Annotated in this window: 22 protein-coding genes and 1 pseudogene; 11 read left to right on the top strand and 12 right to left on the bottom strand. The window is 32.0% G+C overall.

What is annotated here, in order from left to right:
* Positions 1-36: 36 nt before the first annotated feature.
* Positions 37-474, bottom strand: coding sequence for a nuclear transport factor 2 family protein (locus MK119_RS16385; protein WP_290680766.1), 438 nt, complete (start codon positions 472-474; stop codon positions 37-39).
* 103 nt (positions 475-577) lie between these two features.
* Complete coding sequence (locus tag MK119_RS16380; protein WP_290680764.1) at positions 578-1,621, bottom strand: helix-turn-helix domain-containing protein; 1,044 nt, start codon at positions 1,619-1,621, stop codon at positions 578-580.
* 118 nt (positions 1,622-1,739) lie between these two features.
* Here MK119_RS16380 and MK119_RS16375 point away from each other — a divergent pair, with 118 nt between their 5' ends.
* Complete coding sequence (locus MK119_RS16375; protein ID WP_290680763.1) at positions 1,740-1,940, top strand: helix-turn-helix domain-containing protein; 201 nt, start codon at positions 1,740-1,742, stop codon at positions 1,938-1,940.
* Between the two features lie 51 nt (positions 1,941-1,991).
* On the opposite strand, the gene MK119_RS16370 is transcribed toward MK119_RS16375, so the two are convergent.
* Together MK119_RS16370 and MK119_RS16365 are read right to left on the bottom strand one after the other, a co-directional pair.
* The gene (locus tag MK119_RS16370; protein WP_290680761.1) at positions 1,992-2,372 is read right to left on the bottom strand and encodes a hypothetical protein; all 381 of its coding nucleotides are present in this window, start codon (positions 2,370-2,372) and stop codon (positions 1,992-1,994) included.
* Between the two features lie 154 nt (positions 2,373-2,526).
* Positions 2,527-3,630 (bottom strand): alkene reductase, encoded by a 1,104-nt coding sequence (locus MK119_RS16365; RefSeq protein ID WP_290680759.1) that lies wholly within the window; start codon positions 3,628-3,630, stop codon positions 2,527-2,529.
* Positions 3,631-3,759: 129 nt separating this feature from the next.
* Between MK119_RS16365 and MK119_RS16360 the strand changes: the two genes are divergently transcribed.
* The 10 genes from MK119_RS16360 (at position 3,760) to MK119_RS16320 (ending at position 12,574) form a co-directional block, all read left to right on the top strand.
* Positions 3,760-4,152, top strand: a complete 393-nt coding sequence (locus MK119_RS16360) for an FAD-binding protein (protein WP_290680757.1) — start codon at positions 3,760-3,762, stop codon at positions 4,150-4,152.
* 401 nt (positions 4,153-4,553) lie between these two features.
* On the top strand, positions 4,554-4,781 hold the full coding sequence (locus tag MK119_RS16355) for a hypothetical protein (RefSeq protein WP_290680755.1): 228 nt from the start codon (positions 4,554-4,556) through the stop codon (positions 4,779-4,781).
* 569 nt (positions 4,782-5,350) lie between these two features.
* Positions 5,351-6,526 (top strand): tetratricopeptide repeat protein, encoded by a 1,176-nt coding sequence (locus tag MK119_RS16350; protein ID WP_290680753.1) that lies wholly within the window; start codon positions 5,351-5,353, stop codon positions 6,524-6,526.
* Positions 6,527-6,662: 136 nt separating this feature from the next.
* Positions 6,663-7,046 (top strand): BlaI/MecI/CopY family transcriptional regulator, encoded by a 384-nt coding sequence (locus tag MK119_RS16345; RefSeq protein WP_290680751.1) that lies wholly within the window; start codon positions 6,663-6,665, stop codon positions 7,044-7,046.
* Positions 7,039-8,379, top strand: a complete 1,341-nt coding sequence (locus MK119_RS16340; RefSeq protein WP_290680749.1) for a M23/M56 family metallopeptidase — start codon at positions 7,039-7,041, stop codon at positions 8,377-8,379. The genes MK119_RS16345 and MK119_RS16340 overlap by 8 nt, the downstream gene beginning before the upstream one ends.
* A gap of 184 nt (positions 8,380-8,563) precedes the next feature.
* Positions 8,564-9,514, top strand: a complete 951-nt coding sequence (locus tag MK119_RS16335; protein ID WP_290680747.1) for a M23 family metallopeptidase — start codon at positions 8,564-8,566, stop codon at positions 9,512-9,514.
* A 212-nt stretch (positions 9,515-9,726) separates the two neighbouring features.
* Positions 9,727-10,275 (top strand): hypothetical protein, encoded by a 549-nt coding sequence (locus tag MK119_RS16330; RefSeq protein WP_290680746.1) that lies wholly within the window; start codon positions 9,727-9,729, stop codon positions 10,273-10,275.
* 47 nt (positions 10,276-10,322) lie between these two features.
* Complete coding sequence (locus MK119_RS16325; RefSeq protein ID WP_290680744.1) at positions 10,323-10,988, top strand: hypothetical protein; 666 nt, start codon at positions 10,323-10,325, stop codon at positions 10,986-10,988.
* Positions 10,989-10,993: 5 nt separating this feature from the next.
* A complete protein-coding gene (locus tag MK119_RS24370) occupies positions 10,994-11,185 on the top strand; it encodes a LytTR family transcriptional regulator DNA-binding domain-containing protein (RefSeq protein WP_366512832.1) in 192 nt (63 codons plus the stop codon).
* 282 nt (positions 11,186-11,467) lie between these two features.
* On the top strand, positions 11,468-12,574 hold the full coding sequence (locus MK119_RS16320) for an acyltransferase family protein (protein WP_290680742.1): 1,107 nt from the start codon (positions 11,468-11,470) through the stop codon (positions 12,572-12,574).
* 9 nt (positions 12,575-12,583) lie between these two features.
* On the opposite strand, the gene MK119_RS16315 is transcribed toward MK119_RS16320, so the two are convergent.
* The 8 genes and pseudogenes from MK119_RS16315 to MK119_RS16285 all read right to left on the bottom strand — a co-directional run bounded on the left by MK119_RS16315 (position 12,584) and on the right by MK119_RS16285 (position 18,346).
* Entirely contained in the window at positions 12,584-12,742 is a 159-nt protein-coding gene (locus MK119_RS16315; protein WP_290680740.1) for a hypothetical protein, read from the bottom strand.
* The gene (locus tag MK119_RS16310) at positions 12,743-12,895 is read right to left on the bottom strand and encodes a hypothetical protein (protein ID WP_290680738.1); all 153 of its coding nucleotides are present in this window, start codon (positions 12,893-12,895) and stop codon (positions 12,743-12,745) included.
* Between the two features lie 92 nt (positions 12,896-12,987).
* Positions 12,988-13,074, bottom strand: coding sequence for a hypothetical protein (locus tag MK119_RS24365; RefSeq protein WP_366512833.1), 87 nt, complete (start codon positions 13,072-13,074; stop codon positions 12,988-12,990).
* 50 nt (positions 13,075-13,124) lie between these two features.
* On the bottom strand, positions 13,125-13,643 hold the full coding sequence (locus tag MK119_RS16305) for an ankyrin repeat domain-containing protein (protein WP_290680736.1): 519 nt from the start codon (positions 13,641-13,643) through the stop codon (positions 13,125-13,127).
* Between the two features lie 425 nt (positions 13,644-14,068).
* Positions 14,069-14,632: a hypothetical protein gene (locus tag MK119_RS16300; protein WP_290680734.1), complete on the bottom strand. Its 564-nt coding sequence runs from the start codon at positions 14,630-14,632 to the stop codon at positions 14,069-14,071.
* 78 nt (positions 14,633-14,710) lie between these two features.
* Positions 14,711-16,795, bottom strand: coding sequence for a DUF2306 domain-containing protein (locus tag MK119_RS16295; protein ID WP_290680732.1), 2,085 nt, complete (start codon positions 16,793-16,795; stop codon positions 14,711-14,713).
* Between the two features lie 146 nt (positions 16,796-16,941).
* On the bottom strand, positions 16,942-17,682 hold the full coding sequence (locus MK119_RS16290; RefSeq protein WP_290680730.1) for a LytTR family DNA-binding domain-containing protein: 741 nt from the start codon (positions 17,680-17,682) through the stop codon (positions 16,942-16,944).
* 139 nt (positions 17,683-17,821) lie between these two features.
* Positions 17,822-18,346: pseudogene (locus MK119_RS16285) on the bottom strand (peroxiredoxin-like family protein).
* Between the last annotated feature and the right edge of the window lie 67 nt (positions 18,347-18,413).

The following is an 18,413-nucleotide window of genomic DNA, read 5'->3' as shown; positions in this document are numbered from 1 at the left end:
CTGTTTATTTTGATATTTTTTAATTGGTTAGAGGAACTATTTCTTGGAATTATCTTCGGTTCGTGTAGCAGTTTTACTGATGATTTTCCATTCGTTTTCTATCTTTTTCAACAGAAACAAATCGATATAAACCCACGCACGTTTAGGGCCTGCAATTTCTACTTTTGCCATGGCAATATCATTAATAATTTCTATTGCCAATACTTTTCCATCGCGTCCATTGAATTTTCCTTTTTCTCTGTTTTTAAAAAAGCCAGTATATTCTTTTGGTGTGTAACGTTTAAAGAGACTATCTCTTCCTGTAAGATATAAAGTGGCATTTTCTGTAAATGCTTTTTCAAGCATTTCTAATTTGTTATACGAACTTCCTTCAATATAATTTTGAAGTGTTTTTTCTACAGCGGCATGTTCTGATTGCGCTGTTGAAAGTTGAATTGTGCAAAGTAAAATAATGGTAAAAATGTACTGTTTCATTTGTTTGATTTTTTGATTTGATCAAACTTCTAAAAACAGCTTTCAAATGAAGTGATTGTTTATAATTCAAGTGTCCAGAATTATAAAATTGGACAAATTCAAACTATTGAAGTTCTTTTTTAAAGGCTGCAGGCGTTTTTCCGACTAGCTTTTTAAAGGTTGAGTAAAATGTTGATTTTGAACTAAAACCCGCTTCAAAGCCTATAGACTCTAGGGTAAATTGATTGTTTTCTTGTAATAATTGTTTCGCTTCTGCTACTCGATACTCATTTATAAACAAAGCGAAGTTTTTTCCAAGGTTATCATTCAACAATTGTGATAATTTGTGCGAAGAAATCTGTAAAACCTTGGCAATATCGTTCAGTTTTACATTGGTGTTTTTATGAAACTGATGTGTTGTCATCGCTTCTTTTAATGCCAATATTAACTCTTGTTCTTCTGTTTTTTCTATCTTTTTCGCTTGATACTTTTCTGGAATATCTTGAAAAATTGTATCACGATTCTTTTTAGATATTAGAAAAATTAATAAGGCATAGAAAACCACCGAAAAGGTAATTGTTCCTATATAATACAAATAGAAATAACCAATCATATACGCCGTAAAAATGAGCACATTTGCGAGTACTAAAATGAGTAACCAAATTTCTGAAGTTGTACAACGAATGTTTTTCTGAAAATACTTTTTAATAATATCTTTTAAAAGGTAAATAGACAACGCCAAATAAATTCCCCAAATGGCATAAATAAATTGTACTATAAAATTTCTCCAGAGTTCTTGCTCATAAGGATAAGGTTTTACGATTCCTATGACCAGGATGATTAATACAAGTAATCCGCCATGAATTTTCCATGCTCTCGGAATGCTTTTTTTATTCTCTACAGAAGATTTTACATAGAAAAAAACTGCAGCTCCAATGAGAAAACAAGCAGACAAACCTATTTGTAATATCCATAGATTTCGTTGTTCTCGTGATGTAAATATGGTGTAAACAGACTTTCCGATTCGAACACATAAAAACAACAATAACAATCCAAAAAAGAAGTTTTGCACACGTTTCTGTTTATTAAAAAATAGAAAGTAAATGCTTGCTATAAATCCATTAAATACGCCTATAGAGCATATAAAGAATAGCAATGAATTGTTCATGTGTTTTTAGGAATTGATGAGATTCAAATATATAAATATTATACTATTTTCAATTTAGATATTTCCCAAAATAAATACTTTTTTTTTGTAGTACGTATTGAATCTTTTTTCAATATGTGTGAGTGAATATTTTAGAAAGCAAATTCATATGTCATTGCACGAATACATTATCAAAGCAAAACTAAAACTTGTAGAAATTCGTTTATTGAATTCTAATTTTACCATTTCTGAGATTGCAGATGATTTAGGCTTTACAGATGCAAGTCACTTGTCAAAAACCTTTAAGCGCTATGTAGGTTCATCTAATAGAGATTTTTAGAATAAAGGTGAATATGTATTGTTAAAGCGCGCTGATTGTGCTAGTTGATTTTTACTGAGAATTCTTAAAGGTATCTTCAAAATATTTTGTCCACGTACCATTAACAAGTCGTTCTCCATATTCTCTAAATCCACCATCAGAAGTTCGACTAAAAATGAATCTTTTTTTATCTGAACTCCATACAATCAACTGCCCATTATTATACTCTGCTGGATATTTAGACACACCTCTTTTAGAAAATGGATAGTAGTAGTATTTACCATCTTTTTCATCATAATAAATTATAGTATGTAATTGAAGAAATTCGGTGTTTAGCTCAATTACCAAAATACTTTTATCCAAATCATAGCTAATTTTTTGATATGCAGATCCTTCTTTGGTAACAATTCCGTTTTCATACACTTTTGATGTTCCAATCCATTCGCCAATCATAAAGTGTAACTATTCCATCTTTTCCTGCTTTTAATTTTGACTAAAAACAAGATTAAATAGTAAAAAAAAGGCAATTAGATAATGGTATTTTGTAATAAAGTATGTGTTTGTTTGATGTTAAATTATAAGTTTAAATAGCTGTAAAACAAAAAGTTTAGCTAATTTCTACCTTCGGGTAATCTATATAACCCTTTTCTCCAATGGTATAAAAAGTTTCTGTATCCCAAGCAGTCAACGGAATTCCATGTTCAAATCGTTCTACCAAATCTGGATTGGAAATGTATGGCTTTCCATAGGCAACCAAATCAGCTTCGTTTGCATTTAAAACTTCATTTCCTTTGTCAAACGTAAATTCAGTATTAATCATGAGTGTACCATTGTATAATGGTCTAAAATGTTTGGCGATTTCTGTCACTGCATGCGGAACATTGGAAACATCCGAAAATGGTTCCGATAAGTGTACATAAGCCAAGTCATAATCATTTAACTTTTGTATGATATATTCAAAAGTTGGAATGGTTTGCTCATCTATTGTAATTCCTGCCATTGCCGAATGTAATGATGGATTGAAACGTACGCCAATTTTTTGTTCTGGCATTTCCTTTTTCATTGCGTCCAGCGTTTCAAAGAAAAATCGTGCATTATTTTCAATACTTCCTCCGTACTTGTCTGCACGTGTATTGGAACAATTTGTAAAAAACTGATGAAATAAATATCCATTAGAAGAATGTATTTCTACTCCATCAAATCCTGCTTCCATAGCGTTCTTACCTGCATTCACAAAATCTTGAATGGTTCTGTCAATATCTTCTTGTGTCATTTCACGCGGTGTAACGGTATCTTTAAAACCATCTGGTGTAAAGGATTTTCGATTCGGATTGATTGCCGATGGAGCTAATGGCAATGCGCCATTGTGAAAATCGGGATGTGAAATTCGTCCAACGTGCCACAACTGAATAAAGATTTTTCCACCTTTGTCATGCACACGTTTTGTTACTTTTTTCCAAGCTTCAATTTGTGCTTTTGAGTAAATTCCCGGTGTATGAATATAACCTACTGCTTCTTTGGAGACTTGTGCGCCTTCTGTAATGATCAATCCAGCAGAAGCTCTTTGTTCATAATACATTCCGTGTAACTCATCTGTTGGTACATTTCCTTCAGTATTGGCTCTACTGCGTGTCATGGGCGCCATAATCACACGATTTCTAAGTTGTAGGTTTTTAGAATTATATGGTTGTAACAATGGTATTTTAGTCATCTAGCTTCTTTTTTGTAAAAATACGGTTTATAACGAAATTTATCTTTTCTTAAAATCCTTTTTTAAATGTCATAAAATATTTTCTCACTTGTTAGAAACAATAAGCTTTTAATAAAATCTTCTTGATTTATGAATTCATCTTTTAAAGATAAGGCTCCAAAAGATTTAAAAATTGTCAACTTTGGAGATTATTTGTATCATTATGCACATGTTATTTCAAATACATTTTTTGGTAAAATGCCAGCATCTATAGCCTATTGTAAAAATACAGAACACGTGCAGTATTGTGTCAACTATTGTAGAGATAATGATGTTAAGTTTAGAGCAAGTTCTGGTGGACACCAACATGAAGGCATGTGTTCCGCTGATAATGTCATGATCATAGATTTGTCAGAAATGAACAAACTTCCAAAGTTTGACGAGCATCCAGAAACACTATGGATTCTAGCCGAAAAAGAATTGGGACATGTATATACTGAGTTGACAACAAAAGGAGAAACTATTCCTGTTTGTGACTGTTAATCTGTAAATGTTGGAGGACTCACACAAGGTGGCGGTTGGTGAGTTTCTATTCGAAAACATGGACTCAGTTACGATTCGGTCACTAAAATTGAAATTGTACTAGCAAATGGGGTTATTATTCATGCTTCAGAAAATGATTAACCTGACCTGTTTTGGGCACTTAAAGGTAGCGGCGGCGGTAATTGGTCGTACTTCGCTTCGAATTCAAACTAACCTCTATTCTTCCTGTAACTACCAATTTTGGACTAAGATTGGAAAATACTTATGAAATAAAAGATGTTATTACAAAATGGGCTGAATTACACGCCACAAAAGGCGGAATAAACGAAGTGCTTTCTGCTACTTGAACTATGCTAATTGTAAAATCAGCTGATTGAAAAAAATCTGAAGTTCATGGACGTATGGGCGGAAAGTTTTATGGCTCTAAAGTTGAATTGATAAAGTTATTGGTAAATTATTTTGGAGTATTGGTCATGGACAAAATCACCAATGCTAGTTTTACAGAAACGCCTGAAGGATATTCTGAATCTTTAAAACAAGAGAGTTATCAGGCAAAACCTTTATTAGCAGCTCCTAATGTTTCATTAACATCATATGCGGCGAATCAGCGTATGTTAATCGATTTTTAAACCCAATAGGAAATATTAAGTATACCGAGAGTACTACTACAGAATGTGAAAAGTTAGTTTTAACCGTATTGCCTGATACTAGAGCAAGTACTAGCTGTGATATGCCACATCCACATAAAGTATCTTCAAGTTTTCCAAAAGACAATGTCAACCATATTGTCTAAAATTATAATTTCACTTGTTGAGATTTGATGAATACTAGTTTTCATTCGTTCTGACAAAGTCCAATATTTTAGAACAGCTGCTATTCCAGCAATAATGAAACCTCTTTGCGAAAATGTTTATGAATCTTTTGTGTACGAAGCAGCAATTATTTTATTGCTAGATGTATTGACGTGACTAGAAAAGTTTTTTATGTTTTGTAGAATTTGATCAATATTTTTTAGTTTCCTGTATACGTTTTGACTGATACTAAATTGTATCAAAAATGCTATGTTATATCAGTATGAATGCTTTCATGGTATTTATATTTGGTGTTGATAAACTAAATGTAGGAGGAATTTTGAAATTACTTGAAACAATTTATTATTTCAAAATTTCACATAACTTTACAAAACAAAACTCACTGTATGCCTTTAGACGTCGCGCTTATTTTTATGTTGTCTTTGTTGACATTTCGTTTGTTAACAACTGTGATTCACGAGTTGGGACATGCGATTCCTGCATTGTTACTGACAAAAGAGAAAGTTACGGTGTATATGGGGTCGTTGGGAAATCCTGAGAAATCATTACAGTTTCAATTTGGACGTTTGGAATGTTTTTTTAAGTTCAATTTGTTTTATTGGAAAGGCGGATTGTGTGTGATGCATGAAAAAGAAGTTTCCGTCAGTACAAGTTTTATTGTCACTATTTTTGGTCCACTACTCTCATTAATTGTCGCAGGAATTGGAATTTTGATACTGTCCTTAAATGAATTTGAAGATGTCACAAAACTGGTCATTTTTGCTTTAATATTTTCTTGTTCGCTTGATTTTTTAAATAATATTTTCCCAAATAGAGATGCCATCAAACTTCATGATGGAACATTTACCTCTAATGATGGCATGCAATTGTTGACATTATTGAAATTTAGAAAGTCATACCAAAAATTTCAAACTGGAAACTATTATTTAGAAAATTCAGAATATGAAGAAGCTGCCGATATTTTTGAAGAAGCATTGAAATATAAAAACAACCAAGAAACATTTTATCGTTTAGCCATTTACGCAAATATGATGTGTGAAAATTTTGAAAAGGCTCAAACACTTAATACTGTTTTTATGGATAAATACAAAGACTCACTAACTTCTGGCGATCTTATGAACTACGGAATCATTTTATCGTATTATGACGAACATGAGAAATGTATTTCAGTATATTCAGAGATTATTGAAGAAAATCCTAGCGAACCTAAAGCATTAAACAATCGTGGTTACGCATACGGAATGCTTGACAGGCATGAAGAAGCTATTGTTGATTTATGCAAAGTTATTCAAATAGAACCTGAATTTGCCATAGCTTGGAACAATCGCGGTTTTTCTAAATTAAAGCTGGGACAATTAGATGAAGGTAAAAAGGATATTCTGAAATCTTTGGAATTAGATGATAAAAATAGTTACGCATATCGAGATTTAGGCTTGTATTATTTCTACAAAAAAGATTACCAAAAAGCGTTGAATCTATACCAAAAAGCAAAAGAAAAAGATCCCAAAACTAAACTTTTACAAGAATATATCGACGAAACCAAACTTAAACTATTGAATTAAATAAAATTCACAAATTCTTCACTAAGAATGTTTTACAATTTTATTTTTCAGTTTAAAAAATTCAACAATGACTATAAATATAGTTTTATGACTATTTTTGTAGTTATAAAATCAATTATTATACTATCTTTGTCGCATGAACGAGTTAACCAAAGCCGAAGAACAAGTCATGCAATATGTCTGGAAATTAGACAAAGCTTTCTTAAAAGATATTGTAGAACAGTTTCCTGAACCAAAACCAGCTTATACTACAATTTCAACTGTAGTTCGTGTGTTGGTACGCAAGCAATTTTTGAATTTTGAAACCTATGGGAAAATCCGTCAATATTCACCTGCGATTTCTAAGGAACGTTATTTTTCACAACATATTAAACAAGTGATTGGAAACTTTTTCAACGGTTCTACCAGCACGTTCGCCTCCTTTTTTGCCGAAAGCGATACGTTGAATTTGACCGAAATGGAACAAATGAAAGCCATTTTAGAAGAAAAGATTAAAAACTTAAAAGCAAACGATGAATAGCATTTTAATATATCTTTTTCAAGTCAGCTTGGTATTTGGAAGTTTTTATTTATTGTACAAATGGCTTTTTAGCCGATTTACGTTTCATACATTCAACCGAATTATTTTAGTATCGTTAGTGCCTTTATCACTTGTATTGCCATTAAGCAATAAGTTGTTTCCAAAGATTACGTATTTTACTTTTGAAATTCCGCTAATTAAAGATTTTGCTGCATTTTCTAGCTTTGATTATCTCTTTACAGAAGAAACTATCATCACACAAACCGAAAGTATACATTGGAGTTTTTGGCTTTTATGTGTTTATGGTATCGGTGTTTTGTGCTATTTGGTAAAGTTTGCTTTCACTACGTACCGCATCGTTCAACTTAAAAGAAATGCTCAAAAAGCAATTGTCAACGGATCAACAGTTTATATGGGCGATACTACGAGTATATTCTCATATTTTCATTGGATTTTTATTCCAAAATCTACTAAAGAATCTTGTGATGCGTTAATTATTACCCATGAAAAAGCGCATATACATCAATGGCATTCCGTTGATGTCATTTTGGTAGAATTATTCATTGCCTTTTACTGGTTTCATCCACTCGCCTATTTGTATCGAAAATCATTAAAATCGATTCATGAATTTCAGGCTGATGCATTTGTATTACAGCAAAAAGTAAAGAAATCGACGTACCTGGAGTTGCTCTTACAAAGTTTAGAACCAACTCAAACCAATCCGGTGTACAATTATTTTTCGCATCCAACACTCAAAAAACGAATAGAGATGATCACAAAATCACAATCAAAAAGCAAGTTAAAGTATTTGTATTTGCTTTTAATTCCTACTGTAGCCTTTGTTTTTATGGCATTTAGAACTACAGAGACCACTTTAGAAAAGATTCCTGTGTTGACTTCAACACAAACTTTAGAAAATGATTTAACCGCAATACCTTCTATCTCTCCAATTCACAAACAAAATAGGCAACGTTTTTCCGCAATGTTTGGCGTAAAACGAAAGCATCCTAAGTTAAAACATGTACATAAACACGGTGGAATTGATATTGTTGCCAAAGTTGGTGCTCCTGTAATTGCAACGGCTCAAGGAGTTATTGCCAAAGCAAAGAATGAAGGCAATTGGGGAAATTTAGTCGTTATCACACATGCCGATGGTTTTGAAACTTGGTATGCACACTTGCAAGGTTTTGCTGTTGAGAAACATGCAGTCGTAAAAAAAGGTGATACTATAGGCTATGTTGGAAATACGGGATTATCTACAGGTCCGCATTTGCACTATGAAGTGCATCAGGATGGAAAACGCCTTGATCCAATGAAATATATTACAGAATAACTGTTAAAAGGAACTCTTCTAGCTGAAAAAAATGAAGTCGAAATAAAGAATTTACAACAAAAAACAAGCATAAAAACAATTAAATATCGATTATCGAGTTAGCCCACAATTTATCCCTCAGGAACACGTTATTATTTCAGTTTCCTGGAAATCTAACTTAATGAAACTAAATTAAAAATTACTCATGAAAACATTTTATTTGTTCGTTTGTACGTGCCTTACAGCTACCATCTCGTACAGTCAGACAAAAGATACATTAGCTATTAAAACTGAATCTGAAAAAGAAATTGAAGTTGAACCTGAAAATTTTCAAATAAATACAGCTTTTCCTGCGACTTCTATCATTCTTCAAAACATACAAAATACAGAAGCTTCTAAAAAAGATTGGATTGCAGAAAATTGGAATACTAAAGTATTCAATCCGTATAAAAAGCTTGCCAAAGAATATCCGCTACAAATTAAATTTGACGATAGTACGTATGCTTCTCCTATTCCACGTAAAAAAGTAATTACATCTCGTTATGGATGGCGAAATCGTAGAGCGCACAACGGAATTGATATCGATTTGATTACTGGCGATCGTGTCATGTCTATGTTTGATGGCGTTGTTCGTTATGTAAATTACCATTCTGGACACGGAAAAACAGTTGTGGTACGTCATTTTAACGGCATTGAGACTGTCTATGCGCATTTATCAAAATATTTGGTAAAAGTAAACGACACTGTCCAAAAAGGACAAGTAATTGGTGCTGGTGGGACTTCAGGAAATGCACGTGGAAGTCATTTACATTTAGAAGTACTATTTCAAGGAATTCCAATTCATCCAGAATATGTCTTTGATTTTTCGAATGAAGATAACTCAGTTCGCAGTAATGAAGTTTGGGTAACGCGTCGTTGGACTAGCGCCTACAGACACAATTCCAAACGAAAGTCTAAAATTGAATTGTGCACTACGGAAGAAGAAGCAATGGCTAGTATAGAGGATGAAACAAAGATTTACACTGTTCGTCGTGGCGATACTTTATCACGTATTTCTAATAAATATAATGTTTCTATTTCGCGATTGTGTAAAGACAATTCCATTCGAAGAACATCTACCTTACGTGTTGGACAAAAGTTAATTGTAAAACAATAAAGTTGACTTTCTTTCGATAACTTAATATTTTAATCAACTAAATTAACCAATACTAGTATTATTAGAAATTTATTGTATGTACTGCTATTTTTGGCAGTAACATCCTAGAGAATTTCAATTGAAACGAGACAAAATGAATTGAACAAAGCCATTTTGTTTACTATTGACGAAATTGGACAACGTATCAATACATTTCTTTTTAAAAATAATACATGAAAAACATCACTTTTCTATTCTTCTTTTGTTCAATATTTGTTGTTGGACAAGAGAAGAATCAAACCTTATCAAAATTAGAAGAACTAATTCCGTGGACACATGTCATGGATATGAGAATAAAAGATTCTAAAACTAAACATTTCGATTTTTCACCTATTAGTCATAGAATCGCAGAAGGATCATTAGCATTAATCGATTCAATTAATGGAACACAGGTTGAAATAGGTTCTGGAGCATTCACAATAGATACATATAGAGATAAAAGTAGGAATCATATCATAAAATCGACTCACAGTTATGTTACACATTATAATGATAATGCAGAAAGTGATTTGAAAGGAAAATCTAAAAGATCAAAAATTGATATTTATTATGGAGATGAAAAGCCAATATTTGCTACCTATGAAAAATTTTTTCAGCTCACTAATAAAAAGTGCAATCGCCACTACTATTTTGTGCAATTTGAAATCGATAATCCTTCGCAAAAAGAGGTCAGAGATTATATTTTACGACTAGCGAAAGATCAAATAGCAAATAAGAAATAGTTGTATTTTCTAAATTCCAATTAAATTAGCGCTTCAATTTTTGAACTTTGATTGCACGAATTTTAAAATACCTACGCGAACCGTATCCATACATTTACAATAACAAAAAGCAATTGTTGCTTATTTTGGGAATCATCACTTTGCTAAGTTTTGTGTTTTCGTATGCGTTTGAACCGTTTGAAATTAATCCTGCAGAACATAAAATGGATCATATTTGGATTATTTGTTTTCATGCGTTTTTACCACTTCCAATTGTGTTTTTGTATTTCACCGTTGTAAATTGGTTTATAAAAGATGATGCTCGCTGGACGATTGGAAAGGAAATGCTGCATTTATGTATTGCCTTAATTTTGATTGGAATTGGAAGTTTTTTGATTCGTGATTTAATTTATGAAAATCCAAACAATTGGTCGTTTCGATATTTTTATGAAGAAGTCCGCAATTCTTTCTTTGTTGGCGTTTTGTTATTGAGCATTGTATTACCCTTGAATCTACAACGTTTGATTCAGAAACATTCTAAAAGTTTAAAAAAGCTAACACTTCCTTCTACTACTGAAAACACGCAATTGCAAACTATCGAGATTACTTCTGGAAACGAAAAGCTTCAATTTGAAATACACAACTTTCTATTCGCCAAAGTAGAAAGTAATTACACCGAAATCTTTCTGAAAAACAATACCGAAGTATCAAAATACTGGTTCGCATTACACTAAAAGAATTGGAAATACGCTTACAGGAGTTTTCAAATATTTACAAAACACATCGCTCCTACTTGGTGAATTTGGATAAAATAATTTCATGTAGTGGAAATGCGCAAGGTTATCAATTGTCTTTAGAAAATTATACAAACACTGTTCCTGTTTCACGATCTAAGTTGAAAGCGTTTAACATGCTTTTTGAGAATAGCTAGTTACATCATTTTAAAAGTTTTGAAAAACTTGTAGCAATCTATTTCTTCAACAAACAGATTGCTTCGTCATACTTTCTCACAATGACGAATCAAACTAAACAAAAAAAAATACAATAAGCATTCACATTGAGAAAAGTCAAATGTTTGCTAAAAACAGCCCTGAAGTGTTTACACTGAGCGAAGTCGAAGTGTATTTCGTCACAATATCTTGCTAATAGTCACATTTTAAAGCATTGTATTACTTTCTGTCATACGTTTGTCTCATCAAAAAACGAACGATTTATGACCTCAAAAACTCGCAGATACGATTTGGATTGGCTTCGCGTAATTGCCATTTTAGCTGTATATTTTCATCATATTGGTATGCCTTTTAATGGCGATGATTTTCATATCATGAACCGAGAATCTAGCAAATTTTTAGATGATATTATGGTGTTCTTTGAGCAATTCCGATTGCCGTTGCTTTTTTTAATTTCTGGCACAGGAACCATTTTCGCTTTTTCCAAACGCACATGGATTCAATTTGCAAAAGAGCGTTTCATTCGCTTATTGATTCCGTTGTTTTTTGGTGTTCTGTTTATTGTACCACCACAAACATTCTTTGAGAATAGAGCTGCATATACTTCCTATTGGGAAATTTATACAAATGCTGATTTTGGTGAAAACCATTTGTGGTTTATTGGCAATCTCTTTTGGATGTCTATTTGTATCATTCCATTCATTTTGTTCTTAAAATCTTCAAAATCCAACCGTTTTTTGGAACTTTTTGAACGTTTTACCGCAAAACGCTTCGGATTATTTGCTTTGGTAATTCCGTTAAGCTTGGTATTTATTATCCTAAAACAATACTATCCGAGTTATGATAAAGATTTGTTCAATTTCTCCTCGACTTTCTTTTACGGTTTTTTCTTTGTGTTGGGAATGCTGTTCGCTTCCGCAGAATTGACTTGGATACACTTGAAGCAGTATCGCAAACTAAACTTCCTTTTATTTCTGATAAGTTCGATCGTATTTTATGTGTATTATTTTGTTCCCGGAGCATGGATTTCGCCATATTTAAGCAGCACACAAGGTTGGATGCTTTGGTATTTAGTATGTTGCTTAGTCGGCTGGAGTTTTGTAATTACACTTTTGGGTTACGGACAAATTTGGTTGAATAAGAAAAGTACTTTGGTTAAAAAACTCAACGAAGCTATTTATCCGTTTTACATTTTACATCAAACAGTAATTGTAGTGTTTGCATATTATATAGTGCAATTGGATATTGCGATTCTTTGGAAACTACTTTTAGTACTAATCACGACGTTTCCTGTGATTGTGCTGATCTATCGATTTCTCATTTATCCGTTTAAAATTGTGCGTTTTCTTTTTGGAATGAAGAAGAAATAGAAACCTAGATTACTCTTGAACCTTCTGATATGCATTTAAAATTGCTGTACTATTTACATTGTTGGCGTAATTTAAGAATTCGGTTTCTCTATTAGGCATATATCCCATTTCTAAAAGGGAAACCACAATTTTTTCTTCAAACTTTTTGATCTTTTTTCTGTTTTTCAACTAATCGATAAAAGAATCTAACATTTCATAATTGGTAATCTCATAACCTTCTTCACGAAGAAATTGTAATTTTTGAAAAGCAGTTTCTTTAACACCTTTTGAAAATCCTTTGTCTCGCAATCGCAAATCGAGTCTGTACAAAATGTTATGCAAATATGTTTTACTTCTGCACCAAGTTTTACAAGTGCTTCAAACATTAGTGCTGAACCATATTATGCACAATCAAAAATGCATGGATATTCACCTTAATCCAATGCATTCACTTCTACACCTAAGGAAACTAAGTATTTTAAAATATCAATTCTTTTGCTTCTAACAACTTGATTTAAAATTGTTTTTCTATTGTAAAATGCAAACAGTTCATTTTTGTCTGCTCCATGGTCTAATAAATATTGTAGTGTTCTACCGTACTTCTATTATATTGAATAGCCAATATAAGCGCACTGTTGCCTCTTTTCGTTTTACAGTTGATATCGTGTCCTTTTTCTAGAAGATGCTTTAAAAGCGTTAATTTACCATTGACAGCAGCCGATTGTTGTAAAGATTCCTTCTTTCTACTTCGTAAACTATCTACATCAACTTCATTCGCCAATAACTGTTGAATCATTTCATCTGCAGACGACTCTTTTCTTCTGTAACACTCTTGATCACTTGATGGATTATAGGACGAAAAATCATCTAAGTTTGGAGTTGTACCATATTCTAATAGCAAAGTAAATATTTCAAAATGTTCGTTTTCCAATGTTTCATAGGTATCTAGTATTCTAAAAAAATAATCACCATTTTCATTTTTCAAACTATTAGGATGTATTCCTTTTCTCAAAATAGCTTTCAGTGCTTCAACATCTTTATTTTCAAATGCTTCAAACGCTTCTTCGCTATAAACTGATTTGTTCTCCAAAGCTAGTTAACTTTTGAGTTCTTTTTATGGTTCTTCTTGTAAATAATGTGTAGTATTATAGTTTTTGTATCCTAACTGACACTCTACTTTTATTTATTTATTAAAGCTACGCTCACAAAATAATCTCCTGAATATTAGAAATGTGCTACAAAATTCAAGTTTTTTCAATCCATATATCTGTTTTTGACACTATTTTTTTATTTGTAAAGAAGCTACTGGATTGTTTCATGGTATCAAAACTTGTGAAACGTTATTTAATAAAGATGATTTGAAAAGTTCTACTAACTTCTCAATGAGGTACAAATACCCATATCATCTCTTATGTAGAATAGATTGTAAAAATCTACATTAAACAAATAATATGGGTATTCGCGAGTGCTTATACAAATCATCCTATTAAACAAAATTAGGAAGAAGTGCTGCAGTTATCGTTGTTGCAACTTGTTTTTGATTTCATTTCTAAAAAGAATGATTCCAAAAGCAATAAAAGTGAAAGAATACCCAAAAAGTAATCTATGAGGTGTTGGAATGACATGCCATAAAATCAATGTAGCAATACATAAAACTCCTATTCCGATTTTTTCAGTCTTAAGATAATTGAAACTTAAAATAAGTAAGCCCAAATTAAATACCTTTGAACTTGGTCCTATTGTCATAAACGTTTTCCAAACCGATGGCACTTGTACTAGATGTTTGGCAAATTCGTTACGTAGCTCATCATTTGGGTAACTCCAAAAAATGAAGTCAATTACACACATTCCGATCATACAGGTGATTCCTATCATAGTAATCGGTATTCCGATAAAACCCATTGGTTTTTTAGGGAAAGAAATTACTTGTGGAATTAAAAGAACAACTCCAACCAGCAAACACCAATGAGCAAAATCAATTGGTTGTAAATTGTAGACAAATTCATTCCCTTTTGATAGAATAATTTGCCCTATTAGGATAAAGCCAATACCAGTTTGAAATAAAATTTTGTTAGTCATATTTTTTTTCGTTTTTCAGTTTAAAGACATACACACTACAGATTTTACTGAGTGCTTACGGTGATGATATATTGATTCCTATGATTTTAATCGCTCAATTTCTTCTCCCAATTCTTTGTTCCAAGGATTTACCTTGAACGACCTTTCCATCCATGGCAATACTTCATCTTCTCTTTCAAGTGCTCGTAAACTTCTTATATAATTGTCATACGCACGATGTGTATAATAACCTTCTGGAAACAACGCTATAACTAATTCATAAAATTGAATCGCTTCTTTATGCCTTCCTTGTTCAGCTAGCGATTCACTATATCTATTGATTAAGCCTTCAGAAATATTATATCCTGAATCATTTTTGTATTCAGCCTTAATAAATGCAATAACTTCGTCCGTCGACTTATCTTTTGCCAATTCAGCAATCGATTTTCCATTCAACATCAACTTTTGTAAAATCCACCAATAACGCCAAGCTGGAGTTGATGTTCTATTCGAAAAACCTAATAGTGTATAAACATCTGGAGTTGTTTTGTGCACTACTACAACATTTCGTTTTGGAATCACTGTAATGTATTGTCCAAATGCACCTCTGGCAGTATATGCACCTTCAAAACTAGGGTTGTCATAAAATCGATCAAATACCCACCACATATATCCATACGAAAATTGAACTGGTGACGAAACATCTTCATTGTAACGTTTGTTTACAGTGTCTTTCGGAGTAATGAGAGTCGTGATCTTTTTAACCCAATCTTTAGAAACTAATTGTTTGCCTTTCCACTTTCCTTCTTGCAACATTAATTGACCAATTTTTGCCATATCACGTGTTGAAAGGTGCATGTGATAAGCGGAATAACGTGACTTTTCAGGATTTACAGTTCGATCTTGATTCTGGATATTCCAATCTTGAAAACCCAATGGAATTGCTAATTGTTCTTGCAGTTCTTGATAGACTGTTTTCCCTATTTTATCTTCTAGAATAAATCCTGCTACATTAAAATCCCAATTGTTGTATAAAAAATATGCTCCGGGTTTTACACTTCCTCGTTTCTTTAGATTTTGAGTGTCATAACCTCCATTTACTGGTTGATGAAATACACCTGATCGCGCAGTAATAATATGATCAATGGTGGCTTGTTTTTCAATAGGAAGCAATCCGTCATCTTCGTCAATTCCCATATTACCTATAGTTTGATTCAAATCGATAGTTCCATCTTCAACATATTTTCCATACAATATTGCCAGAATACTTTTTCGCACTGAGGCATTGTAACTTATTTCAGAAACATCTCCGTATTCATATACGACTTTTCCATGTTCTAACACAATCATGCTTGTCGTTTGCGATTCTTCCTTAAGATAGGTTTCAATTTTCTCAAACTTTTCTTTTGTAAAGAACGAATTGGTCAAAAAAGATTGTTTTTTAAGGGCTTCTCCTTTAAACGCAGCAGCTTTATACAACCATGTTTGTGGACTCATATAAGAAACTAGTAGCATAGTTCCCACTAGTAAAAACATACCAATTAAAACTTGCTTGATTCTGTATTTTTCATAAATCGAAACTAGTAAATCCTTTTTGTGAATCCATAAATACGCAATTCCAAAATTTGGCAACCAACTTGCCCATACAGAAATACTATAGGCAAACGCAAAATCTCCCGTGATATTAATTAGCGGATAAAGGATAAAACGCAGCATTACGGCAGCAAAACTTCCTACATAACTATAAATCATATATTCTCTATGTTTTGCAACGTTTCCTTTTCGAATGGCATTGTACGCTATATAAGTAACTACAAACCATATAAATGCTCCAAACGTGAATCCAACTTGTGTGACAATACCACCACTAGCAAAAAATCCAATATAAAAACCAACAGGCGCACTTATCAATACAGAAAGCACATATATTTTTCCAATAATTCGATGTGCTTTTCTGAATTTATCACGAAACTTTTTAATGAATTGTACCCAACCAACGAGTAACGCAATTCCGCCAAAAGTGATGTGAATGTAAAACGTTGTCATATATACAACACTATTTAATACTTCATCGGGTTTGTTAGCGAGTAAATCAATTGGTCCATCTGCTAAGAAATATTTGAATGGACGAAAACTAATGTAGAGACATAAATAGGCAAAGATTAGCCAAGCTATTTTTTTCATTTTTAATATTCATTTTGATTGATGAATTCAAAAATAATATCAAAAACAGCCTTTTAAAATAGGTAAAGGCTACAAAGGTATAAAGTCAGTGATTTTGGTTGAAAACATGGGTTTTAGGTATAAAATATGTGATTTTAGGTATAAAATTACAGTGCCAAAACCTTTTCTTTATAATTTTTAGATACAGGAAGTTCCATTTGTGTCAATAGAATGGTAGAAGAATCTTTCCACGATTTAAAATGTGTTGGGTTTATTAAATGTGATCGATGGATTTGTAATAGAAATTCGAAATCGTTTTGCAGTTTTTTCAATGAACTTCTAATTAGTTTTGATTTCAATTCTCCATGTTCTACATAGAAAATTTCCACGTAATTTTGAGCATTCGAAATTGAGATTAAATCTGCCTGTTTGATTTTCAAAATATCAAGCTTGTTCTCTCCTTTTATGGTAATGCTATCATCTTTTACAGGAATCAACTTGATAGTATATGTTCGTATTAAAATTAAAATTGGTGTTATAATCAGTGCAGAGTTTAAAATAATTTCTCTTGAAAAAGTTGTAAAACTGTACACTCCTTTTATTATTGGGCTTCTATAAAAAATATACGTGACAATGGTATAGAGCATAAAGAAGAGTAACAATGTAATGACTTCAAGTAATATACTCCATTTTGATTGTTGTTGATATACTATTTTTTGAAAAATAATGATAACTCCATAGCATACAAAAGCTAAAATACTAAAACCTAAACTCACCTTAGTCCAAACTAACAAATCCATTGTTCCATGCTCAAAAGGACGAATAAAAAAAGCAAATAAAAATATCCATACACTCAAAAGTACTCCGATAACTATATGCAATTTTATAGATGGGTTTAGTTGTTTCATGCTACAAAAATAAAAATGTTCTAAAAATAGACACCCATTTTTATACTTTGTTACAGTTGATTTACCAATTTTCAATAAAAAAAGAGATTACACAAAATCCATTTTATATAATCCTTATTAAGTAGCTAATCAATATTGTTTACAAAGCCACCAAAATATCTTGCGGGTCAGCTCTTATTTTGTAATCTTCTTCTAAAAAATGATATGAAATTGTACCATCTTTCTTTACGACATAAGTAGCTGCAATTGGCAATTCTTTATTTTGATTTCCTTGACTTGAATCTAAATCAATTCCGAATTTCTTATATAGTTCTCGCAAGTCTGAAGGTAATTTGTATTCTAAATTTAGACTGCGAGCAACATGCATGTCAATGTCTGATAATACTTCAAAAGTCAATTCATTCTTCTCTTTTGTTGTCAATGAATTATCAGGTATTTCTGGACCAATCAATACCAACTTTGCTCCTTTTACTTCAAATGCTGGAATTACTACTTGAAATGCTCTTAATTAAATATTGCAATACGGACACCAATTTCCACGATAAAAGGCAATAATTACTTTGTGCTCTTTCAAAATATCTTGTACTCGTACTTGTGCTCCTATGGCATTTCCTAAAACAATTTCAGGAAGGATATCTCCAGTTTTATAGGCTTTACTAATCATATAGGAAGCTATCAAATCGTCAATAGCTTTTTTCATAATAACTTGTGCTTCTCCTTGATGACGTTGT

Source organism: Kordia sp. (assembly GCF_022447245.1).
Taxonomy (GTDB): domain Bacteria; phylum Bacteroidota; class Bacteroidia; order Flavobacteriales; family Flavobacteriaceae; genus Kordia.
The sequence above is the reverse complement of the archived record's forward strand: the minus strand, read 5'-3'. Positions and strand labels throughout refer to the sequence as shown.